The sequence below is a fragment of the Streptococcus australis ATCC 700641 genome, assembly GCF_000186465.1.
In the GTDB taxonomy this organism is placed as follows: Bacteria; Bacillota; Bacilli; order Lactobacillales; family Streptococcaceae; genus Streptococcus; species Streptococcus australis.
In genome coordinates this window covers 1,925,350-1,948,376 of sequence record NZ_GL636091.1, presented here as the reverse complement: position 1 = coordinate 1,948,376, position 23,027 = coordinate 1,925,350, and the positions used below count along the sequence as shown (strand labels likewise).

At 40.0% G+C, this 23,027-nt stretch carries 29 protein-coding genes; 26 read left to right on the top strand and 3 right to left on the bottom strand.

All coding sequences use genetic code 11. The annotated features are described in order from the left end of the window. Positions 1–227: 227 nt before the first annotated feature. Positions 228–1,601: an IS1182 family transposase gene (locus HMPREF9421_RS09190; protein ID WP_006596748.1), complete on the bottom strand. Its 1,374-nt coding sequence runs from the start codon at positions 1,599–1,601 to the stop codon at positions 228–230. Between the two features lie 137 nt (positions 1,602–1,738). Then, the gene (locus HMPREF9421_RS09185; protein ID WP_006596747.1) at positions 1,739–2,002 is read right to left on the bottom strand and encodes a SemiSWEET family transporter; all 264 of its coding nucleotides are present in this window, start codon (positions 2,000–2,002) and stop codon (positions 1,739–1,741) included. 280 nt (positions 2,003–2,282) lie between these two features. Here HMPREF9421_RS09185 and HMPREF9421_RS09180 point away from each other — a divergent pair, with 280 nt between their 5' ends. From HMPREF9421_RS09180 to HMPREF9421_RS09170, 3 genes are all read left to right on the top strand, one after another. After that, the gene (locus HMPREF9421_RS09180) at positions 2,283–2,540 is read left to right on the top strand and encodes a SemiSWEET family transporter (RefSeq protein WP_040803284.1); all 258 of its coding nucleotides are present in this window, start codon (positions 2,283–2,285) and stop codon (positions 2,538–2,540) included. A 175-nt stretch (positions 2,541–2,715) separates the two neighbouring features. Next, complete coding sequence (locus HMPREF9421_RS09175; RefSeq protein WP_006597128.1) at positions 2,716–3,483, top strand: ABC transporter ATP-binding protein; 768 nt, start codon at positions 2,716–2,718, stop codon at positions 3,481–3,483. Then, on the top strand, positions 3,476–5,467 hold the full coding sequence (locus HMPREF9421_RS09170) for an FtsX-like permease family protein (protein WP_006596743.1): 1,992 nt from the start codon (positions 3,476–3,478) through the stop codon (positions 5,465–5,467). Before HMPREF9421_RS09175 ends, HMPREF9421_RS09170 begins: the two co-directional genes overlap by 8 nt. A gap of 158 nt (positions 5,468–5,625) precedes the next feature. Here HMPREF9421_RS09170 and HMPREF9421_RS09165 read toward each other — a convergent pair whose 3' ends face one another. After that, complete coding sequence (locus HMPREF9421_RS09165; protein ID WP_006596742.1) at positions 5,626–7,590, bottom strand: peptide ABC transporter substrate-binding protein; 1,965 nt, start codon at positions 7,588–7,590, stop codon at positions 5,626–5,628. A gap of 235 nt (positions 7,591–7,825) precedes the next feature. Here HMPREF9421_RS09165 and HMPREF9421_RS09160 point away from each other — a divergent pair, with 235 nt between their 5' ends. From HMPREF9421_RS09160 to HMPREF9421_RS09050, 23 genes are all read left to right on the top strand, one after another. Further along, the gene (locus HMPREF9421_RS09160) at positions 7,826–8,152 is read left to right on the top strand and encodes a PadR family transcriptional regulator (protein WP_006596741.1); all 327 of its coding nucleotides are present in this window, start codon (positions 7,826–7,828) and stop codon (positions 8,150–8,152) included. Further along, positions 8,149–8,949 carry a hypothetical protein gene (locus tag HMPREF9421_RS09155; protein WP_006596740.1) on the top strand — a complete coding sequence of 267 codons (801 nt, stop codon included), beginning with the start codon at positions 8,149–8,151 and terminating at the stop codon, positions 8,947–8,949. The genes HMPREF9421_RS09160 and HMPREF9421_RS09155 overlap by 4 nt, the downstream gene beginning before the upstream one ends. Then, positions 8,946–9,776, top strand: coding sequence for a hypothetical protein (locus tag HMPREF9421_RS09150; RefSeq protein ID WP_006596739.1), 831 nt, complete (start codon positions 8,946–8,948; stop codon positions 9,774–9,776). The genes HMPREF9421_RS09155 and HMPREF9421_RS09150 overlap by 4 nt, the downstream gene beginning before the upstream one ends. A gap of 99 nt (positions 9,777–9,875) precedes the next feature. Further along, a complete protein-coding gene (locus tag HMPREF9421_RS09145; protein ID WP_000141913.1) occupies positions 9,876–10,112 on the top strand; it encodes a DUF2829 domain-containing protein in 237 nt (78 codons plus the stop codon). Next, entirely contained in the window at positions 10,105–10,803 is a 699-nt protein-coding gene (locus HMPREF9421_RS09140) for a 3-oxoacyl-ACP reductase (RefSeq protein ID WP_006596737.1), read from the top strand. Before HMPREF9421_RS09145 ends, HMPREF9421_RS09140 begins: the two co-directional genes overlap by 8 nt. 27 nt (positions 10,804–10,830) lie before the next feature. Then, positions 10,831–11,163, top strand: a complete 333-nt coding sequence (locus tag HMPREF9421_RS09135; RefSeq protein WP_006596736.1) for a hypothetical protein — start codon at positions 10,831–10,833, stop codon at positions 11,161–11,163. A 177-nt stretch (positions 11,164–11,340) separates the two neighbouring features. After that, the gene (locus HMPREF9421_RS09130; protein WP_006596735.1) at positions 11,341–11,910 is read left to right on the top strand and encodes a PepSY domain-containing protein; all 570 of its coding nucleotides are present in this window, start codon (positions 11,341–11,343) and stop codon (positions 11,908–11,910) included. A gap of 89 nt (positions 11,911–11,999) precedes the next feature. Then, a complete protein-coding gene (locus HMPREF9421_RS09125) occupies positions 12,000–12,674 on the top strand; it encodes a response regulator transcription factor (RefSeq protein WP_006596734.1) in 675 nt (224 codons plus the stop codon). Beyond that, the gene (locus HMPREF9421_RS09120) at positions 12,646–14,004 is read left to right on the top strand and encodes a sensor histidine kinase (RefSeq protein WP_006596733.1); all 1,359 of its coding nucleotides are present in this window, start codon (positions 12,646–12,648) and stop codon (positions 14,002–14,004) included. Before HMPREF9421_RS09125 ends, HMPREF9421_RS09120 begins: the two co-directional genes overlap by 29 nt. A 329-nt stretch (positions 14,005–14,333) precedes the next feature. Next, positions 14,334–14,894 carry a hypothetical protein gene (locus tag HMPREF9421_RS09115; RefSeq protein WP_006596732.1) on the top strand — a complete coding sequence of 187 codons (561 nt, stop codon included), beginning with the start codon at positions 14,334–14,336 and terminating at the stop codon, positions 14,892–14,894. Between the two features lie 31 nt (positions 14,895–14,925). Then, positions 14,926–15,552, top strand: a complete 627-nt coding sequence (locus HMPREF9421_RS09110; protein WP_006596731.1) for a hypothetical protein — start codon at positions 14,926–14,928, stop codon at positions 15,550–15,552. Positions 15,553–15,625: 73 nt separating this feature from the next. Then, entirely contained in the window at positions 15,626–16,015 is a 390-nt protein-coding gene (locus tag HMPREF9421_RS09105) for an Imm50 family immunity protein (protein WP_006596938.1), read from the top strand. A gap of 164 nt (positions 16,016–16,179) precedes the next feature. Then, the gene (locus HMPREF9421_RS09100; protein WP_006596729.1) at positions 16,180–16,893 is read left to right on the top strand and encodes a hypothetical protein; all 714 of its coding nucleotides are present in this window, start codon (positions 16,180–16,182) and stop codon (positions 16,891–16,893) included. A gap of 13 nt (positions 16,894–16,906) precedes the next feature. Beyond that, complete coding sequence (locus HMPREF9421_RS09095) at positions 16,907–17,347, top strand: hypothetical protein (RefSeq protein WP_006596728.1); 441 nt, start codon at positions 16,907–16,909, stop codon at positions 17,345–17,347. A gap of 99 nt (positions 17,348–17,446) precedes the next feature. Next, positions 17,447–17,731 carry a hypothetical protein gene (locus HMPREF9421_RS09090; RefSeq protein WP_006596727.1) on the top strand — a complete coding sequence of 95 codons (285 nt, stop codon included), beginning with the start codon at positions 17,447–17,449 and terminating at the stop codon, positions 17,729–17,731. A gap of 54 nt (positions 17,732–17,785) precedes the next feature. Continuing rightward, a complete protein-coding gene (locus tag HMPREF9421_RS09085) occupies positions 17,786–18,349 on the top strand; it encodes a hypothetical protein (protein WP_006596726.1) in 564 nt (187 codons plus the stop codon). Between the two features lie 27 nt (positions 18,350–18,376). Beyond that, complete coding sequence (locus tag HMPREF9421_RS09080) at positions 18,377–19,072, top strand: SMI1/KNR4 family protein (RefSeq protein ID WP_006596725.1); 696 nt, start codon at positions 18,377–18,379, stop codon at positions 19,070–19,072. A gap of 152 nt (positions 19,073–19,224) precedes the next feature. After that, positions 19,225–19,809 carry a hypothetical protein gene (locus HMPREF9421_RS09075; RefSeq protein ID WP_006596933.1) on the top strand — a complete coding sequence of 195 codons (585 nt, stop codon included), beginning with the start codon at positions 19,225–19,227 and terminating at the stop codon, positions 19,807–19,809. 238 nt (positions 19,810–20,047) lie between these two features. Beyond that, on the top strand, positions 20,048–20,446 hold the full coding sequence (locus tag HMPREF9421_RS09070; protein ID WP_006596723.1) for an NTF2 fold immunity protein: 399 nt from the start codon (positions 20,048–20,050) through the stop codon (positions 20,444–20,446). A gap of 88 nt (positions 20,447–20,534) precedes the next feature. Beyond that, the gene (locus HMPREF9421_RS09065) at positions 20,535–21,464 is read left to right on the top strand and encodes a hypothetical protein (RefSeq protein WP_006596722.1); all 930 of its coding nucleotides are present in this window, start codon (positions 20,535–20,537) and stop codon (positions 21,462–21,464) included. An 83-nt stretch (positions 21,465–21,547) separates the two neighbouring features. Continuing rightward, positions 21,548–21,934, top strand: a complete 387-nt coding sequence (locus tag HMPREF9421_RS09060) for a hypothetical protein (RefSeq protein ID WP_006596949.1) — start codon at positions 21,548–21,550, stop codon at positions 21,932–21,934. Between the two features lie 72 nt (positions 21,935–22,006). Beyond that, complete coding sequence (locus HMPREF9421_RS09055) at positions 22,007–22,327, top strand: hypothetical protein (protein WP_006596937.1); 321 nt, start codon at positions 22,007–22,009, stop codon at positions 22,325–22,327. A gap of 51 nt (positions 22,328–22,378) precedes the next feature. Further along, positions 22,379–22,924 carry a DUF4304 domain-containing protein gene (locus HMPREF9421_RS09050; RefSeq protein ID WP_006596719.1) on the top strand — a complete coding sequence of 182 codons (546 nt, stop codon included), beginning with the start codon at positions 22,379–22,381 and terminating at the stop codon, positions 22,922–22,924. Positions 22,925–23,027 lie beyond the last annotated feature (103 nt).

Sequence of the window (23,027 nt, the reverse complement as noted above, 5' to 3'; positions counted from 1 at the left end):
CAATAATCCAGCATAGGTTATTCAAAGAAAAGAATTGTCAATTTTTTTAGCTTGCTCATAGCGGGCTTTTTTGTACGAAAACCGACTGCGATTGTTTTTGTTTTTCAAAGGGATACACAAAAAAGACTGAACCCGTAGAGTTCAGTCTCAGAACGTAGACAAACGTCATTTTTGGCGTTTGTCTTTTTGTTGTATTTTTAAAATTATTTGCTTTATCATCTGTTATTCTATCTAAAAATCGGATTTAGAACAAAATAAAAAGGGATATTCGCTACCCATTTCACCAGTTTTTTGATATTTAAACATGCCAAAGTAAGCCCAACCTTATCTTCCATTTTGGACTTTCCTTTCTCTCTAGTGTATCTCAAATTATGGTACTCCTTAGCCGTCCCAAAGAGTCGTTCAATGGTTTCTTTACGCTTCTGATAAAGCTCCTTCATTCCTCTTTGGTGGAGAATCTCTTCACAACATTCAAGATCATCTTTCCATATATGTCTCGTAATTACTTTTTGGTGGTTTTGACTTTGGGTACAAACGGATAATAGGGGACAAGAAGCACATGTTTTTGGATTACTCTTATACTCACGATAGCCTTCTCGTGTCGTCGTGCGATAGCTTAACACTTGGTTCTCTGGACAGAGGTAACAGTCATAGAAAGTATCATAGACAAAATCATTGGGTCTTAAGTTCCCCCTTACTCCCTTTGGACGAGTATAAGGAAAGACAGGGATGATGTTACGTTCTAATAAATAATGAGCGATAGCTGGGGTCTTATAGCCTGAATCCGCAATAATGTAGTGTGGGGAGAAGGGTTCTAACTTTGAAAAAAGAGCAGGGAAGGCCTGACTATCATGGACATTTCCTGCCTCAACCGTATAAGCTAAGGCCCAACCATGCTTATCACAAGCTACTTGGGCAGAATAGGCAAATACCTCCTTGTGTTCACCCTTGTGGAACCAACCACTCTCGGGATCTGTCGTTGAGATTTTCTTTTCTTTAGCCTCGCTTTCTTTTGCGGGCTTTAAGGACTTTTTTTCGTGTTTTCTCCTATCTAAATCAATCTCAACTTCCAACCGGTCACTCATAAATTTAGCTTGTTGCTCTACCATTTCCTTACGATACTTGTGGCTGTTAGCTGCCGCTTTAATATGGGTTCCATCCACAAATAGTTCAGAGGGATCAATTAAACCAGCAAATAAAGCCTGATTGAGTACTTGTGAGAATATCTCAGAAATCAGTTCTTTATCTTGAAAACGGCGACTGTAATTCTTTCCGTATGTAGTAAAATGAGGGACCTTATCATCTAAAGTTAGGCCAAGAAACCAACGATAGGCCACGTTTACTTCAATGTCTTTAATGGTTTGGCGCATGGAGCGAATGCCATAAAAGCATTGAATCAAAGGGATTTTGACTAACATGACAGAATCGAGACTCGGACGACCATTATCGGGGCTATAGGTATCTTCCACCAAGTCATAGATAAAGTCAAAATCAACCTCTTTATCCACTTGTCGAAGAAAGTGATCCTCAGGGACTAATTCATCTATCGTATAGAAGCCATATTGGCGTCGATTATAATCTGGTTTTTCTTTGTGAAACATAGCGAACACCTCACAAACTATTCTTACCTCTATTATACGACTTTACACAAATAAAAGCCCTTAGAAACTTATGGTCTAAGGACTTTGTCTTCAATCTGAGACTGAACCCGTAGAGTTCAGTCTTTGTTCACTTTCTATTAAAGTGATGTAAGGAAAGTCAATCCCCCTAGGATGACACCTGCCGAATTCGGAATGATCAAAATCCAGTCTTTTTTAGGTTCCTTTGTCCAACCATAAATGACCCAGATCAAGCAAGAAATAGCAGCTGACAAGGGTTGGAAAGGTTGGGCCTTATTTCCCTGTAAATTAGCAATAATTTGTGGGATGTAGGCAATGAAAACGATAATCCCAATAAAGGCACCGATCGAGCCAACGATTTTGTTGATTTTTTGTTTATTCATAAAATTTTACCTCTGTGTATCAAAATAGCATAAGTAGGAAGAAAATGCAATTAATTTGCATGCTACGCAAAATGAAAACGATCACATTTGCAAAAGAATTAGACAAAGTGTCAAAAAATGGCAACTAGAGAGAAAATTCACTCGAAAAGAAATCCATCTTCCTGCAAAATCACAAGATTGTGACACTTTACAGTTTAGTAACAGTTGAAAAAAGTACTTGAATTTTAAGAGGGCAAGCGTTAGAATAGTGCGTACTTAAAAAACGAAAGGTATCATGAAAATGAATGAAAAACAAATGAAAATTCTTGGTTGGGTTGCGACCTTTATGTCTGTGATGATGTATGTCTCTTACTTCCCACAAATTATAGATAATCTCGCTGGTCACAAAGGAAACTTTATTCAACCTCTTGTCGCAGCCATCAACTGTAGTCTTTGGGTCTATTATGGACTTTTCAAAAAAGAACGCGATATCCCACTTGCTGCAGCTAATGCACCAGGGATCATCTTTGGTTTGATCACAGCGATCACAGCTTTATAAGAAGAAACTAGCTCCCGCAAGGAAGCTAGTTTTTTAATACCTTACAGAAATGTAAGAAATCAGGGTAAAAATGAAAGGTTAGCTTATTGTAGATCTCTTTCCAAATCGTTACAATAGAGATGTAAGAAGTTCTATTAATATCAATCATATAACTAGATGGAAATGGAGAATGAAAATGGCCTTATTAGATGTACAACATGTGAAAAAAATTTACAAAACCCGCTTTCAAGGAACGCAGGTTGAAGCCCTAAAAGATATCCACTTCACGGTTGAAAAAGGGGAATACGTCGCCATCATGGGGGAATCAGGGTCCGGGAAATCGACCCTCCTCAATATCCTGGCCATGCTGGACCAGCCGACAGAAGGACGGGTCTACCTCAACGGTACCGATACTTCAACTATCAAGAACAAGGATGCGTCCAGCTTCCGTCGGGAAAAACTAGGCTTTGTCTTTCAAGATTTCAATCTGCTGGATACCTTGTCTGTCAAAGACAATATCCTCTTGCCTCTGGTCCTTTCTCGCAGACCGGTCAAGGAAATGATGACTAAGGTGGATGGTGTCAGTCGGGAGTTGGGCATTCACCAGCTCTTAGAAAAATACCCTTACGAGATATCTGGTGGGCAAAAGCAACGGGTGGCTGTAGCACGGGCCATTATCACCTCACCTGAAATTCTCCTCGCTGATGAGCCAACAGGGGCGCTGGATTCCAAGTCTTCGGCTGCTTTGCTAGATGTCTTTGAAGATATTAATAGCATGGGGCAAACTATCCTCATGGTGACCCACTCAACCGCAGCCGCAGCGAGGGCCAAGCGCGTGCTCTTCATTAAGGACGGGATCCTTTACAACCAGATCTTCCGCGGGGAAAAAACAGAACGTCAGATGTTCCAAGAAATCTCGGATACTTTGACGGTTATGGCGGGTAAGGAGGATAGCGATGTTTAAATTATCGAGTAAATTAGCCTTTTCTAACCTCAAACAAAATCGCAAGCTCTATTACCCCTTTGCCTTGGCTGTTATTTTAACGACCATGATCCTTTATAGTTTTATCGCCTTGGCATCAACCCCTCATTTAGAGGATTCTTACGGAGGGGGGGCGGCGAGAACTGTTCTTGGTTTTGGTAGTTTCGTCGTCCAGCTGGTCGTCATCATTTTGGTGGCTTATGCCAATGGCTATGTCATGAAAAATCGTTCCAAAGAACTGGGCTTGTACAGTGTTCTGGGGATGGAGAAGAAGCATCTCCTCGTCATGACCTTATGGGAATTGCTCTCCTTCTATGTCCTCACAGTTGGAGTAGGACTGGGCTTGGGACTCTTGTTTGATCGCTTGATTTTTGCCTTGCTCCTAAAATGTATGGGGCTACCAGTCGTCATTCAATCAACCTTCCAGATAGGGGCTGTTCTAGACACTTTACTTGGGTTAGCCTTAGCTTTTGGCCTCATTCTCTTGTTGAATTCTTTCCGCCTCTTGCGCTACAGTTCCCTCCACCTCATGCAACAGAAAAAAGCAGGAGAGAAGAAGGGACGCTTCTTGCTGGTCCAAACTCTTTTAGGACTTGGGCTCTTAGGAATTGCGTTTTATATAGCGCTAACCGTTGAGCGTCCGGTAGCGGCTGTTCAAGGATTCTTTATTGCTGTCATTTTGGTCATTCTGGCGACTTATCTCTTATTCAACGCAGGCTCCATTACCTTCTTAAGATTTCTCAAAGGTCGGAAATCCTACTATTACAAGCCAGAGAATTTTATATCCGTCTCTAACTTAATAGCTCGGATGCGAAAAAATGCAGCGGGCCTTGCGACCATTAGTATTCTTTCCACCATGGTCTTGGTCACCTTAACTGGGTCACTCAATATCTTTATTGGAGGGCAGAACTACCTAGATACTGTTTACCCTTCTGATTACATGATTAGTGTGGGGCACATGCCTTCAGATGCTGAAACAGAACCGGTTATCAAGGATGTTCAAGCCCAAATTAAGAAAACAGCCGATGCGACAAATCTATCAGATTATCAGGTGGCACAGACAACATACTGGTCGGCTGAAATTCGAAAGATTGATGGAAGGAGCTTAGAGGTTTATGAACAAGCTGGTCAGGAGATGAAGACAGAGGGAACCGTCTACTTTTTTGATCAGGCGACTTACGAGCAACTGACGGGTCAAAAAGTTGAGCTTGAGGAAAATGAAATCCTAGCCTATGGGTATCAGTATCCTGGAAGATTAGACGCACAATTAGAAATCAATGGGAAGACCTTTACGATTAAACAAAAACTGGATTCCAATTTTATCCAAGGGAAGATCCCACAAAACGCCCTGTTTCAACACCAAATGGGCTTGTACCTTGTCCTCCCTGATTTGAACCAACTGGGTCTAAAAGTTGATAAGAATTTAGAATTCTCTATTAATGCCAAAAATAAAGACAACAAAGATTTTACTGGTGGCGTGACCAAAGAGCTGTATTCGACAGACAAAATGAGTCAATATGGTGCGACTTATTTTGGTGGATATGAACGATACAGCATAGAGAAAGAGTGGCGTGAAACAGCAGGGACTCTCCTCTTTATTGGGATTTTCCTATCGGTCATCTTTCTATTGGCTACGGTTCTCGTGATTTACTACAAACAGATTTCAGAGGGTCATGAGGATCGGGATAATTTTGTGATCTTGCAACAAGTAGGATTGGACCAAAAGCAAACCGGCACCACCATTCGAAAACAAATTCTCACCGTCTTTTTCCTTCCATTATTCTTCTCCTTCTTGTACCTAGGAGTAGCCTACAAGATGATCGCAAAAATCGTTGCCATCCTAGGAGCGACCAATGCGGGCTTGGTCCTTCAAACAACTCTTTCCATCTGCGCTGTCTTTTTCATCTCTTATGTCCTCGTCTTTCTTCTAACTTCTAGAAGTTATCGGAAGATTGTCGTGAGATAGCGTTTGAATCTATATAAGATTAGAAATGGAAAAGATGATAAGTGGATAACCCGTTTTCTTACTTAGAACAAGCTAAGTGTTGCGGAAAGTTTCAAGGATAGGTTTTTCCTTAATCAAAAACACCGAGGATTAGATCCTCGGTGTTTTGACGTCAACCATTATTTCACGTGTTTTTCAAGTTCGTCTTGCGCTTTTTTATTGGATTTTTCTTTTTCTTTCAACCAATTCTTATACGCTTTGTCGTAGTCGGCAGTTGTGACAACATCACTTTGTAATTCCATGTACTTGTAGTAGCTAGAACCATCTTTGATACCGATCAAGGAGAAGGCTTTTGTAAATGGTTTGATCTTCGTGATCGAAGGAACAGCACCCTTAGAGTAGACAGGAAGTGCAAAGGCATTGTCTGTCAACCAAGCTTGGGCAACAGCATATTTTTCATAACGAGTTTTGGTATCCAATTGTTCAGCATTGGCATCATCCAATAGTTGTTTGTACTCGTTCAAACCAAGTTTTTCAATTAGGGCTTGGTCAGTCGCCGGATTGATTCCCATACCTGCTAAGGCTGAACCATCGACTGGATTGAAGATATCCAAGTAAGTGGATGGGTCTTGGAAGTCAGGGCCCCATCCAGCGATATCCATATCAAAGTCTTTTTGATCTGGTGTTTGGGCGAAGTAGGTTGCGTTGTCCGCATCTTCCGTAGACAATTTCTGAACATCCACGACGACATTTTCTTTTCCTAATGTTTTTTCGATGGAGTCTTTCATTGAATCAGCTTGTTGCACAATGCTAGCAGAAGACTGGTCAACCACATAGTCGATGTGGATTGGGAATTGAACACCTTGTGCTTGGAGCTCTTCTTTGGCTTTGGCAAATTGTGCTTTGGCCTTGTCCGCATTGAACATGCTATCTTGCGCATCAGCTAGGCTGACATCCTTCCAATCATCTCCTGTTGCAGCAAGTTTTTCTTCGACAACGCTACCGAAGTCTTTGTTGTCTACTTGCACAAATGTTGGAGGTACAAGAAGCGTACGAAGGGTTTTGCTAGCGCCATCTTTCCCGTTTGATTGGGCACTTAGTGAAGTACGATCAAGGGCAAAGTTGATGGCTTGACGGAAGTTTTTGTTTTGAAGAGCTGTTTTTGTTTGGTTCTTCTGGTCGTCTGTTGTCTTCTCGGTATGACCGTAGTTTTGACGGTTTACGTTGAAGTAGACATAGTAGACAGTCGCATCTTGCGGTGAATAGACGATATTGTCCTTGAATTTTTTCTCAATGGTGCTATAGGTTGAGCTCGTTGGGAAGAGACGCGCTGTGGTCAAGTTGCCATCAGAGAAGTTACGAGCTAGGTAGTCTTGGTCAGAACCATCGAAGTAGGTCAATTTGATATTTTCAATCTTCACATTGTCTTTATCATAGTAGTTCTCATTTTTAGTAAACTCCATCAAAGATTTTGAAGTGAAGGATTTCAAGTAGTAAGGACCGTTGTAAAGGATTCCAGAAGGTTTGACGCTACCGAAGTCTTTTCCTGCAGACTCAAGAAATTTTTCATTGACTGGCATCATGGTCGAAGTCGTCAATTTAGAATTCCAGAAGGACTCAGGTTGAGCCAAGGTGTATTGGAGGGTATGGTCATCAACGGCTTTCACTCCAACTTTAGAGAAGTCCGTATTTTTACCAGTGACATAGTCATCCAGGCCAGCTACGGAGTTTTGAACTAAGTAGAGGGCATCAGACTTGTTGTCTGCTACATATTTCAGAGAAGTGACGAAGTCCTGTGCAGTGACATCTGCATATTCGTTCCCTTCTGAGTCATACCATTTTGCATCTTTACGGAGTTTATAAGTGTAGGTTAGTCCGTCTTTAGAAACAGACCAATCTTCCGCTAGTGCAGGGACGAGATTACCATATTGGTCATTTTCAAACAATCCATCAACCAAGTTAGTTGTAACGTCACTTGTTGTAGAACGGTTTGAAAGGAGGTAGTTCAAAGAATCTGGATCAGTACTAAACACGTATGAGTATGTGTTTGTCTGAGAAGATTTTGAAGATGATCCACATGAAGCAAGGAACAGGGCTGAAGCAACCGTGACACCTGCTAGGAAAGCTAGTTTAGATTTTTTCATCACTTATCTCCTTTAATAAATATTTTGTATCATTATACACCTTTTTTTATAAAAAGCAACTAATTTTATAAAAATTTTGTATATTTAGTCATATTGTTCGGATTTATTGAGTTTTATTCAAGATTATCACTATTATGCTTTACAAACTAGTTTGGATGAAGTATACTAATAGTGAAAGGACTAGTATGTAAAACAAACTAGTTAAAAAGAAGAGTGTATAGAAAGGGGGAGAAGGATGAAAGAATCGCAATTGCTCAAGGGTGTTCTGGAAGGTTGTGTTCTAGAAATTATTTCAAAGAAATCTATTTATGGCTATGAATTGATCCAAAGCCTTAAGGAAACCGGCTTTGATAAGATTGTTGCGGGGACCGTTTATCCCTTGCTTCAGAAGTTAGAGAAGCAGGGAGTCATAGTAGGAGAGATGAGGCCCTCTCCGGATGGACCTGATCGCAAATATTTCTCTCTAACCAAGGAAGGAAGAGAGCGACTAGAGGAATTTTGGAACCAGTGGCAGGATCTGGTCATTAAAGTAGAACGCGTGAAAAAGGAGGGGAAAGAATGATCGAAGATTATACAGAAAAAATGTCTGATGAACTGAATCATCTAAACAAGGACAATCAAGCCTATATGAAAAAAATGATAGCTTATATCGGAGTGAAGTCCTATTTTTATGATGATGAGCTACTGGGTGAACAGCTCTACAATATGGTTTGCGATTTAAAGGTTGCTGAGAGAGACGGGATTGGTGCGATGGACTACTACGGAAAGGATCCAAGGGCCATGATGGACCAAGTTCTCTCGGAGTTACCTAGGCGCAGGCTAGGTTCTTTTGTGGGGTTATTCTTGATTCTTGGAACGATTTTCGTTGGCATGCGGTTTGTAATGGATTTTGCCTGGATGATGCCACTGGTGATTGCTCCCTTAACATATCTGCTAGATCTACTCATTTTCGTAGTGTTGAGTCAATTCATGATGTGGCTTTGGTCCAAACAGAGCTATGGGGAAATCAAGTGGCCTTGGGCTCTTATCATCAGTGTGATTAGCTTGATCCTGTCTCCTAGGATAGAGCGCGTGTTTTCTGACCATTTGAGTCTGAATCGAAGTATCCTTTTGCCAGATGGTTGGGCGATTGTTCTTGCATTTCTGGTTCTTCTTGGATTTACGATCATGACCTATAGAAATCAGGGACGGCTCGCTGTTAGCCTACTGGTCATGGGAGTGACTTTCTTTGTAACTGGATGCTGTGTTCGCTTTGTGAATCCAGGAACGGCCAATTCATTACGCTGGCTACTCCCTCTGATAGGACTAGTCTTGTCCTTCATTGTATTTAGTCTCCAAAGAAAGGGGGAAACACCATGACATCAGCTATTTATTATGAAGAAACGCAGGCTTTGGTTCAAACCTTTAGCCAGGAGGATCAAGCTTATTTCCAAGATCTCTGGGATTATTTCAATTTTGCCGGCTTCTTATATGAGGAGAAAGCACTAAGAGAGCAGGTCTATAATCTAGCGCTAGATTTTTCGCAAGCAAGCGGTGATGGATTGACAGCCAAGGACTATTTTGGACAGGATCCAAAGGGAATGGCAGACCAAATCTTAGAGAACATGCCTAAAGAATCCACGCGATCTGTTCTAAAATATGGTGCAATCGTCTCAGGAATTGTGATTTTTTATCGCCTCTTAAGTGATTTTGCTTCGCAAGCAGTCCTGGTTCTCAAGCCCCTCGTCTATCTAACGGATAGTATTTTAGGACTTTTAGCCGTTGGGTTGCTATTCTATCTACTTCGTCGCCTCATTTTTGCAGAAGAGAAGTCAAAAAAAGCAATCTATGTAGCAGTCGTTCTCGTTCTGGGGATCTATTTTATCAGTGAAATAGTTGGGGTCCGTTTCTTGCCAGCTTTTGCCTGGTTGACGGTACCGAATCCATGGGATACTTTCCTGATGACAGGGGCTTCTGCAGGTCTTATCCTGTGGCAATGGAAAGAAGAGTTTGCTCGTGCCTTCATCTTTCCTATTCTGTCCTTCTTAGTAGTGGGATTCTTGCATCGCTGGACTTTGGCACAAGGAATTCAGAATCCTAGTATGACTGTCCTCCTGCCAACAGCCATCATTGTTTTTGGGCTAGTTATATACTATTGGTTTACCATTCGGGCCTTGAAAAAGAACAAGACAGAAAATGGTGAATAGAGTGAAGAGGGGGAGGAAGCTCCCCTTTTTTGTTGAAAAACAACGAGCAAGCATGATTTTTGTTATAATGAAAGGGAGTATGAATCAAAGGAGAAGATGATGACATTTGAAGAAATCTTGCCTGGACTAAAGGCAAAAAAGAAATATGTGCGAACTGGTTGGGGCGGTGCTGAGAACTATGTCCAGCTTTTCGATACCATCGAGCAAAACGGGGTTGCCCTTGAAGTGACGCCTTATTTTCTCATTAACGTATCTGGTGAAGGCGAAGGCTTTTCCATGTGGAGCCCAACCCCTTGTGATGTCTTAGCGACAGACTGGGTGGAAGTTCATGACTAAACGGGTCTTGATCACAGGCGTTAGCTCCGGGATTGGTCTGGCTCAAGCTCGACTCTTTTTAGAAAAGGGCTACCAGGTTTATGGGGTAGACCAGGGAGCGGATCCCCAGTTGTTGGGTGATTTCCGCTTCTTGCAGCGGGACTTGACTCTTGATTTGGCGCCGATTTTTGACTGGTGTCCAGAGGTGGACATCTTGTGCAATACGGCTGGGATCTTGGATGACTACAAACCACTTCTTGAGCAAAGCGCTCAGGAGATTCAGGAGATCTTTGAGATCAACTATGTGACTCCGGTAGAGCTGACACGGCATTATCTGACTCAAATGTTGGAGAAGAAGCAAGGGATCATCATCAATATGTGCTCCATTGCTTCTAGCCTAGCAGGAGGTGGCGGTCACGCTTATACTTCCTCCAAGCATGCTCTAGCAGGCTTTACCAAACAGCTGGCCTTGGATTATGCAGAAGCTGGGATTCAGGTCTTTGGCATTGCACCGGGAGCTGTCAAAACAGGCATGACTGCAGCGGACTTTGAACCAGGAGGCCTAGCAGACTGGGTGGCTAGTGAGACCCCTATTAAACGCTGGATAGAGCCAGAAGAAGTGGCAGAAGTCAGTCTCTTTTTGGCAAGTGGAAAGGCCTCTGCCATGCAGGGACAAATCCTGACCATTGATGGTGGCTGGAGTCTGAAATAGAGAACTGAGAAAGCAGGAGGTTAAAGCATGCACGAATATGATTTTGGTTTTTCCTTACCGAAAGGATATCAGGTATTTCTTGATGACTTAGGGGATCAGCCAGGTTATGACATTGGTGAGACGGGTATTTGTCTCTATGCTAAAGAAGATCTTACCGAACGCAATCAAACCTACCAGATTGATGAGGATGAACCAGATTTCTTTATGATCGGTCAAGATGGGGATCTGGCCTATTTCCTCAAAAAGAATGGGGACGATAGCATTTATGAAAATGATCTAGGTGCGCTAGGTTCTCTCGAAATGCAAAAGGTAGCTGAATCAATTGCAGACTTTATTAATCAGATCTTGCAGGAGGAGTAAGATAGAAATAGAAAGGGGACTGAGAAAGATAGCTGCAAAAAGCTCGTCGATTTACTCAGTCTTTTTTAAAAAATTTTTTAAAAAATCTTTTCTCATTCATTTTGGATTCATCTTTCTTAGATAAAATAGAATCATCAAGAAGAACTTGATAAGAAAAAAAGAAAGTTGGTAACTAACATGAAAAAATCAATTAAACAAAAAGCCGTTGCAAGTCTCGCAATCTTCTCTCTATCAACTGCCGCTCTAGGCTCTGTAGTAGCCTTTGCCGATACTGGAACAAGTAAAAAGACTACTTCTTCAACAGTGACTGCATCTGTCACCCTTGCACAAGCTCAAGAAAAAGCTCTGAAAGAAGCTAAGGGTGGAAAAGTGATTGGCTACGAGCAAGAAGAAAAACATGGAAAAGCAGTGTATGAAGTGACCATCTTGGATGGAAAAAATGAAAAAGAATATAAGATCGATGGCCAGTCTGGTGCTATCTTGAAGTCAAAAACTAAGGATCTGAGTCAGGATCGTGAAGATCAGCAATTAATCGGAGCAAGTGTTCAGTTGGACTTGGCTAAGGTAGAGAGCCAGCTGAAATCAAAATACTCGAATGCTAGTATCGAAAAAGTAGAGTTAGATGTAGAAGATGGTAAACTTGTCTATAGCGTTAGCTTGCGAGAAGGCAATCAAAAAATTGAGTTAGAGTTAGATGCCAATACAGGTACCGTATTGGAAGAAGATGTGGAGCTGGATCACGATTAACTAGAGTAAGATCTCGACTAGGCTTTTCCTAGCCGAGATTTTTTATGGAAGTATGGTATAATAAGGGAAGAAATTTGGAGTAAGTGGCTATGAAAGTATTAGTGATTGAAGACGAAGTAGATTTGAATCGTAGCATCGTTAAATTACTGAAAACCCAGCAGTATAGTGTTAATGCGGCCTATGATGGTCAGGAGGCCTTGGACTACATTCGTGTGTCCCAGTATGACGTGATTATTTCAGATATTATGATGCCGCAGCTAGATGGTTTGGGGGTATTGAGCTACTTGAGAAATCATCAGATTAAGACCCCAGTTCTGATGCTAACGGCTAAAGATAGCCTAGAAGACAAGGTAACAGGACTGGATGCTGGTGCAGACGACTACTTGGTCAAACCCTTTGAATTTGATGAATTACTGGCTCGGATTCGCGTCATGCTGAGACGAAATAATCGAGAAAACTTGACCAACCTGGTCCAATTTGGTGACTATTCCTTAGACTTGGCAAAAAAGACCATCCAACACAAGGGTGTTTTGGTTGACCTGACTTCCAAGGAGTATGAGTTACTAGAGTGTCTGGTGCGCCATCCCAATGTGGTTTTAAGTCGGGAACAGATTCGTGAGCATATTTGGGATTTTGATTATGTTGGAGAGTCTAATATCATTGATGTTTTAGTCAAGAATATCCGCAAAAAATTAGGTAATCCATCGATTATTCAGACAAAAAGGGGGATGGGCTATGTTTTCAAAAATGAAGAAGGACTCTAAGTCTCCCTCCATCGTTTCTAAGGTGACATTGTGGTATACCCTCTTTGTTTCTTTTCTCTTTGTTCTTATGTTTTGTGCTTCTTTTATCATTTCCGGAGCCTGGTCCAGCTATAGCTCACGTGGGGAACTGGAGCAGAAGACCATGGAAGTAGCTTCAGACCTTGAGGAATTTGAGCCCTTTGATGACGGCAATTATTTTGCACTCTACAATCAAAACATGAAGTTGGAGCAGGGTGCTCTGCCAAGTGGCTTTGATATCAATGCTGGCTTTGAGTCTGGGAAATTGTCGACGTATACCTCTTCCCAAGCAACCTATTATTATTTTGATGTCTATAATGAAAGTGAGGGCAAATGGATACGGGGCGTGCGCCTTGCTTCTGGTCTAGGAAGAGAATTAAGTATCTTTCTTCTTTCCTTGGCCATTCTAGCTCCTCTGTCCATCCTTGGGATGGCCTGGGGTGGACGTCGGATCCTTCGTAAGGCCTTTCTGCCGATCAGAGAGGTGACCCAAATGGCAGAGGAAATTGCAGAGAGCGGAGACTACAGTAAGCGCGTGTCGACCGAGCATCAGAAGGATTATGTAGAAACGTCTCGTCTTACCAAGGTCTTTAATAATTTGATTTCTTCTGTTCAGTCGACTTTTGAGAAAGAAAAGCAATTCAACCAAAATGTATCCCATGAGTTGCGGACCCCTCTGTCAGTCATCGTTTCGGAGAGTGAGTTTGGCTCCAAATATGCAGATAACCTAGAGGAGACCAAGGAATCTTTGACGGTCATTCATCGGCAGGCTAAATTAATGAAATCGATGACCGAGCAGATCTTGGAAATATCCAAGACCCAACACCTGCAGTGGTCGGATTTAAAACCCGTTTGTCTATCAACCCTGGTGTCAGATTATTGTCAGGGACAGGAAAGAAAGTGGGGCGAAAGCCCCATAGCCTTTGAAGTGAGCATTCAGCCGGACCTCTGGATTCAGGGGGATGCTGTTTTGGTCACTCGGATGCTGGATAATCTATTGAGCAATGCAGTGAAATTTACCAAGACCAAGGTTGCCATCCACTTGGTGGCTAGTCCAGCTGGTGCTGTTCTCAAGGTAGCGGATGATGGGATTGGGATAGCGCCAGACCATTTGAGCAAGATTTGGGATCGCTTCTATCAGGTGGAGGATTCTCGGAACAAGGGCCTCAATAGTGGTATCGGACTTGGGTTGTCCTTTATTAAGGACATTGCAGACCTCCATCGAGCAGAGGTGAAAATCATCTCTGAAGAAGGAAAAGGAAGTCTCTTTCGTGTGACTTTCCCACAGATCCAGGACAAGACTTCTGTCTAAGACGGTTGATTGAGCGATCAGTATGGGTTGAAAAGGGAAAATAATAAAGTGAAATAATAAGGATAAAATGAGTCTAGTAAAACCGCTAGGCTCATTTTCTGTTTTAGCTTTATGGAAAGGGAATCTTATGGTATGATAGCCTAAAAGGGACCTGTAATATGGAGGTCAAATAAAAAGTAGATGGATTATCTGTTGAGTCGGAAGGATTGCCAATGGGCCTGGGATGATTATTTTGAGGATGTAGCTAAGTGTTTGGAACTGGACTGGGCACTTGACTAGCTCTTATGTGAATAGTATCAGAGCTAGTTAGCAGAAGAAAGGATAGAAAAATGACAGTTACTATTGATGAATTAGTCAAGGAGCTAGGTTTTTGTGTGGTGCCTACAAAGGAGAAACCATTTCGTCTGGATGAGGTCCGTTTCAACCTTTTGGCATATTTAGAGAATTATTCTAAAATGGGATTTTCTTTTGTCAAAGTAGCTACTGATCTAGTAAAACTAAGGAAAGAGCAAGAGAGTTATAGGCTTGTTGGCCAGTGTTTTTTAGGATTTTTTGTGATTGGAGAAAAGGAGCAAATCTTTTTACTTTGCAATCAAGAAGGAAGGGAAGTTTTTCAAGAAGCAAGGATTTATGTCAACTCTTCCTTGCAAGCTTTTGTTTCCTCTTATTCACTTTTTCTATCAGGCATCTTTCTTTTGAAAGCAAAGTTTTATGAGATTGAGCAAGATGAAGTCGAAGAGATTGCAGCAAATTTGAAGAATCAAGTACTTGCCTTGGAAGCTCATCCTGAACAAGAATTGCCCTTCTGGGAGCACATGGTCTATTTGATAGAAGACGATGGAATTGTTCTAAGAGATGATTTCTTTCATATCCTGAACAAAGAGCAGTAAATTCAAATGGAGATATAAAGAGGATTTAAAAATGGACTATGTAGATGAGTTAACTTCAGGACGTACGCCCTTGGTAAAAAAGGCAGCGAAAAAGATTTTAAAGGGTAAATTAAAAGGATATGGACCATTCTTGCATCAGGCCTTGGAGGGCGAGATGGAAAAGCCTAGATCGTGGGAATCACAAATGTACTTACTCTACGCCATAGCCGCAACGGATTGTACAGAAGAAGTCCCCTATCTCAAGTCATTGCTGCTGAGAGATATTCCAACACCCGTAACCTACCGCTCTCTAGCAGTAGCGATTGCTTATCTAGAAAATTTAGAAACAGAGAACTTGTCTTTTGTTTATGAGTCCTTAGAATCGAATAACTCATCTCAAGCTGCAGGTGCCTGTGCAGCGATATATCAGAGAAAGATTGTGCTGAAAGATGATGATTTTAACAAAATTATGTCTTATGTAACTCAGCCTAAATATCTTGAGCATATTGGTCAAGTCATAAATCCATTTTTATTTATTTTAGCTGCATCTTATTTATATCCAGAACAGAATCGCCAGAAAATTGTAGACTTTTCCCGTCAGTTCGATATATCTACCGTCAAGGATTTAATCAATGACGTTACAAAAGGAAAGGACGGCAGGAGGGTCAGTCTATTCTAAAATCTCCTTAAAGAGCGAAACAATAACTCTAAAAACAAGACTTTTATTCATTTTTAAAAAAGGAGTTCATATTGTGAAATGGTTTGAAAAAGCAGTGGGGAAGGAAAAGATTATTCATCTGTTTGATGGGGATTTGGGCTTGAATAATGTATTTCTTGATACTGTATTATGTTACGATTACAAATTAGATCTTGTCTTTTATTTATTTGATTTGCCAACTAATTTCCCTGAAAAGTGGCAGAAAAGTGCATTTAATGCTATAAAAATTAATTTAGAGTTTTTTAATTTAGATGAAATCCATTTTTATTCTAAGGGGATTCATAAGGTGAATGGTCAACTGGAACTGCTTTTTTTAGAGAATAAGGTTGAATTCAATTTTAAAAACCAAAATGATGTGATGTTATCAGGATCTTCTGACCTTATTAGAATTGCTGAGATTGGTCCTGTGAAGATTGATACTTAAAGATGTATTCCTAGCTTACTTGCGGAGATTCTGGATGATCAAACAATCCTCCATTGCTAGGAGGGCCACCACGACTATGGGAAAAAGTGAAGGAAGAGCATGAACATTAGACCTTGACCTAAGGATAAACCTTTCTACAAGAAAAAAACTACGAGACCACGAATATGAAGTTACAGTATTTTGAATTAGATAAGCCCTATGTGGAAAATCAACAGAGGATTGAGGAGTTGATGGACTCAGCTGCGCTAACTTACAAGGAAGCTAGAATTAAGGACTATCGACAGAATTGGAAAGACCTACGAAGAGCGTTCATATATGAATCCAAATGTATGACCTCTATGGTAGAGCGCCTCTTCAAACCAGTTGTGACCAAGGATTGTTGGAAAATCATCGTAGAATGTGTAGATACGATTAGCAATCCAGCTATCATGAACCTACTTGGTGTCTATACTGTCCAGGTCCCATTTGATTTTTCTAGCTATGAAACCTTGAGTCCATTGGAACAGAAAAAGCTGCTCTTAGAGGCCTTGGTAAAAGGGGTAAAGCGCGTGTTTCAGGAACTCTCTATTCCATGCTCCTTGATAGAGGATGTAGTCAATGAAATAGAGAAAAACGATTATGAAAATAGTTGGGAGTGGAAAAGGAAGAAGATCCAATCCACGACCTATTCCATTCAAGTGGAGCATCAGCTGGATAAGGTGGATTTGTTTTGGAAGATAGAGCATAAGGATAAGAGCATCCGTCAGTTGATTCAATCCTGCCCTGCTCACGAGATGGACTATGGGGCTAAGCTTGGTAAACTGGAAACAAAAGGGAACTTCCTTTATCTGTTGGATAAACAGAATGAGGTTGTGAGCAGAATTTCTGTTTTAGAATGATAGAGCAAGAACAATGAGTAACTTAAAAAAGAGATTATCCTTATTAAAAGTTGAAAGACGAATCAAGAGTTTGAAGGGAATAAAGGATGTTCATTTTCTGACCGACAAACCTAAAGAAATTGATTGGTATGCTGGGGAGTTGAATCCTATCGATTCTCCGATTCCTTGCCTTTATGAGTTTTCTGTTGCCCACACTGCTCAAGATCTAAGTAGGTCAATTCAAAGTCTTGTTGGCAATAGCAGTCGGTTTATCCTAGTTTTTTGGGAGTTTTCACCAGTTTACGTCTTGTTTCAAATGGAGTCTTTGGATGACTTTTTGCCCTCTTATTCTACTGAATTTTCTACCAGAGACCTGACACTTTTCTTTCAAGACCAGGAAAAAGTAGTGGATCTCCATTTAGCGGAGGATAAAGTAGAAGTGAGAGTCTTGGAGAATAAATCTAAGAACCCGTAGATTCTATAATGTGAAAGCTTAACTTTGAATTAGTCGATGAAAGAGGCAAAGAGGAAAGAATGCCATTCTTGGAGAGACAAATGGTAAAGGAAGATTCTAATGTGTGAAAAAGAATATTATTATTATGGCAATAGTGAGTTTATGACAGGCCTAGGAGTTATTTATACAGAGTTTACTGGTCAGCGTGCAAGTCGACAAATTAACGTTTTGAATGGGCACTCTTATGCTTCCTCTTGCCTACAGGATTATGTTCCAGAAGTAGGGTTTCTACTCTATGATGGTCGAAAAGATGAGTTGGATTTATCAGACTCCATCAAGATTAGTCAAGAGGAATTTGAACGAATTTGGGCTCAGGCTGTCGCTAGCGGTCAGAATGATGCGTAATTGTCAGTTGAAAATAGCCAAATATAATCCAAAAAATGTGAGAGGAATCCAATAATGATGCTTAATTTGTTGAAGGAATTCGTAGAAGTCTATCATAGAAACAAGGGTTTAGGAGAGCTTGTATTTACTAGTGACTGTCTCCATGTCGAAAAGCCAGATTTGTCTGGTCAATTGAAAGAGTTCTACCAGCATTTAGACTTTGATGAAGAAGCTTATTTTAGAGGAGCTCCCTATGATCTTGCTCTAATTCCTCTCCCTCTATGTGAAGCTGCATCAGAAGGATGGCAGGATCCTAGCTGGAAAGAGAGTTATGTGATTTTTGCCCACATGATGGGCGATGAGCCAATCTTTTGTGATCTAACTAGCGAGCTTAGTCCTGTATATGGCAAGATTCCTGGAAATTCTAAGCTCTATAGTTTAGGCCCCTCTTTATCTACTTTCTTGTCTACCTATAGTCAGATGAAAAAGCTAGAAATCACCAAGTTTGAGAATGACATCTACATTGATGAGGATTTGTCAGACTATAAAGAAGGTTTTTTAACAGGAATCATGGCTATTATCGAGGAGCAACTTCCTGAAGACTATCGAAATGATTTTATAGCATTTATGCTGGGTTAAAGCAAAATAGAGAGAGATGAGAAGCAAATGGAAATGAAGAATTTTTTAAAAAGTTGTGAGGATCTGGTCATACAAGAAAGTGGGGTCTCAGCTCTTGAACTAGAAAAACTCAAAGCCAAACAGTTTCCGCAAGCTCACCTGGATTTGCTCTCCATAACCAACGGCTTGGAATTTTATGGTGGCTATTATCGTTTGTTTGGGACAGATTCTGCTCAAGCCATCACGCTGGACTCTTGGAATTCGGATGAGCTATGGAAAGATGTCTGGAGAGATTATGCATCAGACTACTATTTTTTTGGCATGTCTGCTATTGGAGATCAATTCGCTTATAGATTGAAAGATGGGAACATTCAAAGTCATCAAGTTTATTATTTAGATGGGATTACTATGGATGTCATCGAGATCTACGACAGTTTTGAAGCATTTTTCGAGAGGGAATTTGTTCTGAAAGCCCAAGTTGGGATGGAATCTATTTTTGTGTCTGCTAAGGAGCGATTTGGAAATCTAGACCTCTCCACAAGCTGTATTTATTCCCCTTCCTTAATGATTGTGAATGATTCAAGCGTTGAGAATCTCATGCTTTTACCGACAAAGGATGTCATGACTATCAATGGGGATTTGCTTGTTCAATTATCTGATTCGGAGGAGTCGATTACGAAACTGGAGCAATATCTAGATGAACTAGATAGAGCTAGGGTTAAGGTCATTTTTGATCGAGAATGAGCAAGCAGGATAAAGTTTATATAGAAAAGAATACTCTTGAGATTCATGATTTTAGTTTTTGAGACAAGCAATGGCTTATTCTTCTTGTAAAAGTGTCATTGTAAAAATAGATAGGTTGAACAAAGTATGATATTCATGAAAAGAGGTGAATGATGACCAGTTTAGATAAATATTTAGAGATCATTAAAAAAGGATTTTCCGAAAGAGAGAATCTAATGGCAATGGAGCCTCTGCATTCTATTGAAGAGATTGCACCATTATTGGACGAAACATTGACTTATAAAGAATTCATCGATATCAATCGCTTATTAAGACAAAAGTACATTGTTGAAAACCCAGAGGATATGCTGAAGGATGTGGATTTTAATCAGCTTTCGTTACCTAGCAATACGAGAGTGATTTACTTGATGGGAAGTAAATCTGATATGCTAGACTTTTCAAAATATGAACAAGTAGAAAAAATTTTATTAGTTGGGACTAGAAGAGTAAGAAAGATCATCTTACCCCAAAATGATTGTGTGAAAGCTCTAGGGATATCTTCTATGACAAATTTGGAAACGATAGAGAACATTTCTTTTCATAAAGGCATGCGTTATCCGCACGTTGATTATGGTGTAAAGTTGCCGGACTTTGATTTTATAAGGGATTTAAATCAGTTGCTCTATCTTTCATTTACACAAATAAAAATTTACCAGAATTGGATTTTATCCAGCCCTCTAGTGAGCTTCGTTTTTTAGATTTTGTTGACACGTCTATTTTTAACTACGCATCAACAGTTAGCTACCTGAAGAGTCTGAAACATCTCCGATTTTTAACAACGGGAAGAACAAATCAAAAGCAAAGGGAACTTCTTAGAAGAGAGTTACCACATGTTTGCATGCGTGAGGAGTAAAAAATGCCTTTAATACAGCTTTTTATGACCGATGTCTTCATAATAAACGAACCTTTAGTCCCGTTGTTTAAGTAGGAGGAAATATGAGCCATACGAATCTAGCAAAAGAAACCTTACTCCAGTTTATGCAGGCTATGTATACTTGGGAAAGAAAAGCCACTAGAAGCCTAAGAAACAAACCCTATAAAGAGATGTTGAAGGATGAATTAGCTACTATTTTTGATCAGTTTTGTACATCTAAAAAAACACTCAGAGCAAGGGAAGAGTCCTTATCTGTCCGATTTCCGTTTGACTATAAATTAGAAACACATCCCATCGTTGATGAAGAGCATGACGGGAATCAAGCTTATTTCTATATCAAGGAGAATCGTTCTGGTATAGAAACTCTCTATCGTTTTCAAATGGTGTTTCAAAAGGGGAAATGGTGGATTGATAAGAAAGAATGGCTTGATGATGGGAAGTGGATTAATTCTTCCTTGTGAAATACTGGATAGTATAGGAATGCAGGAAGAGATGTTCTTCAAAAAACGGTAGTAGTTAAGTGTAAGAAATGAAATTTTAGAGGTCAATATGAATAAAACACTTTCAAATCAAAAAAGAAAATTAACAACCATTAAAAATCAAGTACTAAAGGCGAGAGATTTTGATCTTGAAAAAGCACAGCTTTTTACTACTAAAGCAATTTTAGAAGCATTAAAAGCAGGCAAAAAAAGCCTTGAGATCAATTGGGAGGAAAACGGGAAAACAGAAACCTACTCCTATAAACATGTACGGATGGTTCATGCTATTAAACCATATACTTTGGTTTCTGAGTTCATTGAAAACAAGACATCTGAAACCTATCAATCTTTGCTAAATGGCTGTTTTTGTTCTGTAATGGCAGATATGGCTTCTGCTAAATATTTAGCTAAAGGGGGTTCAAACTTTGATACAGATATTTGTTTGAATATCTTATTTGCCCTTGCCTATTTAGATGATACTTATGTAGGTTTTTTAATTGATAAATTAGCCTATTTTAAAGAAGCCCAAGTTGAAAAAGGAAAACAACCTATTTTCTTTTCAGCCAAGAGTTTATTGCCTTTAGTCGTTTTTCTTTATGGAAATGGACAGGGAGACCGGTTAGCTAGCTTGCTCGAAAATGCCTATGATGCTAAATATCAACCCTTGGACTCGAACCCTTATCATAATGTGAATGATGCCTATAAACAGGTTATGGAAACTATTTTTTCAGAGGATGTTGATGTTTTTAGAGAAACAATTATATCCATGTGTGATTATCATTTAGCGAACAGCAAAGATAGTCATTTAGTAGACTTCAATACCTTACTATGGCAATATTTCCCAATTGAAATCTTGGTTTTATTAAAAGAACGTCAGAAAAGAGGGTTCCCAATTGACGGGATTAGTCATCCCTTGCTTGATGACTTTTTACCCTATTTCATGGATGACTTTCAGATATCCGAGCAAAATAAAATGATACTTGGCACAATCTTAGACTAGTTGGGTAGAATGGATGGAAATTGTCAATATCCCGTGGAATCGAAGCTAATTGTGAGGAAAAGACTGAAAAGAGGGGGAAACACGTGAATATAGAAGCTATAAAATTTGATGATGATCTTGAAATGAGCGTTTTTATACCAGAGCAACACGATTCTATTCGCCTGGTTTTGTCGGATGAGCTTGCTTTAGCAGATGAAATAATGGCTAATGACTACAAAGAAAAAATCGTTCATATGCTTGGGTCATCTGCTTATTGGTATGAGTTAGCTGAAAAACGAATCTTTTCGGAACTATACATGATGGGGCAGTTAATGGCGATCTATCTGCTCTCCGAACAGACGTCATCCGATTTTATTTTTGGCTTATTATTTAGAGTGGACGCTGAAGCAGAGCATGGAAGAGGAATGAAGATTTCACTTGAAGAGATAACTATCATTGACTATGGAGACGCTGATAGAGCATTTTGTTAGATTAGAAATGCATATCAGTAAGTTTAACGAATTGCGAATAATCCCTCCCATTAATATCAAAGGAGAATGAAGATGAAAAAGACCTACTTTGTTTATCGAGATAGTGAAGCCTTGGAAAGGCAAAGTGATGGAGCTGAGTTCTGTAAAATACCGGAGTTTTGTGATGATCAGATCTATTTTTATTGCGATGAATATATGCTCTTTTGGACGTCCATTGATGATGTGGGGGAGATAGATAAGGCTCGGGATTTTAAATTAAAGGGTCAAATAGTGCCAGCAACCCTAGAGGAAATCAGTAAGGAAGGTTTGATCAGTTCCATTCATTCTGTTAAGCAATATGCGATTGAGAACGGGAAAGTTGTAGGGATAACCTATATCCATTTAGATTCCTAGGAAAATGCAATGAGGAACTCCCCACATTCTGTTAGAAATAGAGGTAATGAAATGAAAGAAGCCAAAGAACTCTTCGTAAAAAATGGCTTTTCGCGACTAAGGCGAACCAATAACTATTATAAAATCAATCATGATTTTTACACGGTGATCTATTTTCAACGAAAATCAGATGGGACTGCCTATTTCGTTAATATTGGCATTCATCCCCTCTTCCTGGACTCGGGACTGTTAGAAGAAGTGGATTGTGCTTTAAGGACTCGATTAGGTTCTATCGATCATAGAAATGGCATGGAACAAGCTGAATTGGAAAAGGCTGTCCAAGAGGCCATCGATTTTACTGCTCAGTATTCATCGTATTCAACCGTATTTTCAAGCATAGATCCCGAGAAGGATCTTGAGAAGGATTGGTTGTTAAAACAATTCTCTATTACCAAAGTGAACTTATGCAGATTATATGTTGAATATTATGATGCAATTGACTCTAAAAAGTTGGCTTTAGATTTTGCAAACTATGGCTTATCCATTACACCTAAGATTGCCTCTGTACCTAAAAACTTCTTTAAAACTTATATTCGTTCGGGAGAAGTTTTAAAATAATACTACTAGTAAGTTGAGATTAGGAAGGGATGATGGTCAAAGGGGAGGTTTTCTCAATAAAGTAAGTAACAGTCAAGATGCTAGTCTAAACCAGTTCAGTAAA

Bases quoted from the DNA above. Each gene is read 5' to 3' on its own strand.
- HMPREF9421_RS09120 (WP_006596733.1), top strand. From the start codon at position 12,646: ATGTTTTCAAAAATGAAGAAGGACTCTAAGTCTCCCTCCATCGTTTCT.
- HMPREF9421_RS09190 (WP_006596748.1), bottom strand. From the start codon at position 1,601: ATGTTTCACAAAGAAAAACCAGATTATAATCGACGCCAATATGGCTTC.
- HMPREF9421_RS09055 (WP_006596937.1), top strand. From the start codon at position 22,007: ATGAAAAAGACCTACTTTGTTTATCGAGATAGTGAAGCCTTGGAAAGG.
- HMPREF9421_RS09080 (WP_006596725.1), top strand. From the start codon at position 18,377: ATGGAAATGAAGAATTTTTTAAAAAGTTGTGAGGATCTGGTCATACAA.
- HMPREF9421_RS09050 (WP_006596719.1), top strand. From the start codon at position 22,379: ATGAAAGAAGCCAAAGAACTCTTCGTAAAAAATGGCTTTTCGCGACTA.
- HMPREF9421_RS09175 (WP_006597128.1), top strand. From the start codon at position 2,716: ATGGCCTTATTAGATGTACAACATGTGAAAAAAATTTACAAAACCCGC.
- HMPREF9421_RS09065 (WP_006596722.1), top strand. From the start codon at position 20,535: ATGAATAAAACACTTTCAAATCAAAAAAGAAAATTAACAACCATTAAA.
- HMPREF9421_RS09155 (WP_006596740.1), top strand. From the start codon at position 8,149: ATGATCGAAGATTATACAGAAAAAATGTCTGATGAACTGAATCATCTA.
- HMPREF9421_RS09100 (WP_006596729.1), top strand. From the start codon at position 16,180: ATGAAGTTACAGTATTTTGAATTAGATAAGCCCTATGTGGAAAATCAA.
- HMPREF9421_RS09075 (WP_006596933.1), top strand. From the start codon at position 19,225: ATGACCAGTTTAGATAAATATTTAGAGATCATTAAAAAAGGATTTTCC.
- HMPREF9421_RS09090 (WP_006596727.1), top strand. From the start codon at position 17,447: ATGTGTGAAAAAGAATATTATTATTATGGCAATAGTGAGTTTATGACA.
- HMPREF9421_RS09170 (WP_006596743.1), top strand. From the start codon at position 3,476: ATGTTTAAATTATCGAGTAAATTAGCCTTTTCTAACCTCAAACAAAAT.
- HMPREF9421_RS09140 (WP_006596737.1), top strand. From the start codon at position 10,105: ATGACTAAACGGGTCTTGATCACAGGCGTTAGCTCCGGGATTGGTCTG.
- HMPREF9421_RS09095 (WP_006596728.1), top strand. From the start codon at position 16,907: ATGAGTAACTTAAAAAAGAGATTATCCTTATTAAAAGTTGAAAGACGA.
- HMPREF9421_RS09160 (WP_006596741.1), top strand. From the start codon at position 7,826: ATGAAAGAATCGCAATTGCTCAAGGGTGTTCTGGAAGGTTGTGTTCTA.
- HMPREF9421_RS09085 (WP_006596726.1), top strand. From the start codon at position 17,786: ATGATGCTTAATTTGTTGAAGGAATTCGTAGAAGTCTATCATAGAAAC.
- HMPREF9421_RS09180 (WP_040803284.1), top strand. From the start codon at position 2,283: ATGAATGAAAAACAAATGAAAATTCTTGGTTGGGTTGCGACCTTTATG.
- HMPREF9421_RS09110 (WP_006596731.1), top strand. From the start codon at position 14,926: ATGGACTATGTAGATGAGTTAACTTCAGGACGTACGCCCTTGGTAAAA.
- HMPREF9421_RS09145 (WP_000141913.1), top strand. From the start codon at position 9,876: ATGACATTTGAAGAAATCTTGCCTGGACTAAAGGCAAAAAAGAAATAT.
- HMPREF9421_RS09185 (WP_006596747.1), bottom strand. From the start codon at position 2,002: ATGAATAAACAAAAAATCAACAAAATCGTTGGCTCGATCGGTGCCTTT.
- HMPREF9421_RS09070 (WP_006596723.1), top strand. From the start codon at position 20,048: ATGAGCCATACGAATCTAGCAAAAGAAACCTTACTCCAGTTTATGCAG.
- HMPREF9421_RS09165 (WP_006596742.1), bottom strand. From the start codon at position 7,590: ATGAAAAAATCTAAACTAGCTTTCCTAGCAGGTGTCACGGTTGCTTCA.
- HMPREF9421_RS09115 (WP_006596732.1), top strand. From the start codon at position 14,334: ATGACAGTTACTATTGATGAATTAGTCAAGGAGCTAGGTTTTTGTGTG.
- HMPREF9421_RS09130 (WP_006596735.1), top strand. From the start codon at position 11,341: ATGAAAAAATCAATTAAACAAAAAGCCGTTGCAAGTCTCGCAATCTTC.
- HMPREF9421_RS09135 (WP_006596736.1), top strand. From the start codon at position 10,831: ATGCACGAATATGATTTTGGTTTTTCCTTACCGAAAGGATATCAGGTA.
- HMPREF9421_RS09125 (WP_006596734.1), top strand. From the start codon at position 12,000: ATGAAAGTATTAGTGATTGAAGACGAAGTAGATTTGAATCGTAGCATC.
- HMPREF9421_RS09150 (WP_006596739.1), top strand. From the start codon at position 8,946: ATGACATCAGCTATTTATTATGAAGAAACGCAGGCTTTGGTTCAAACC.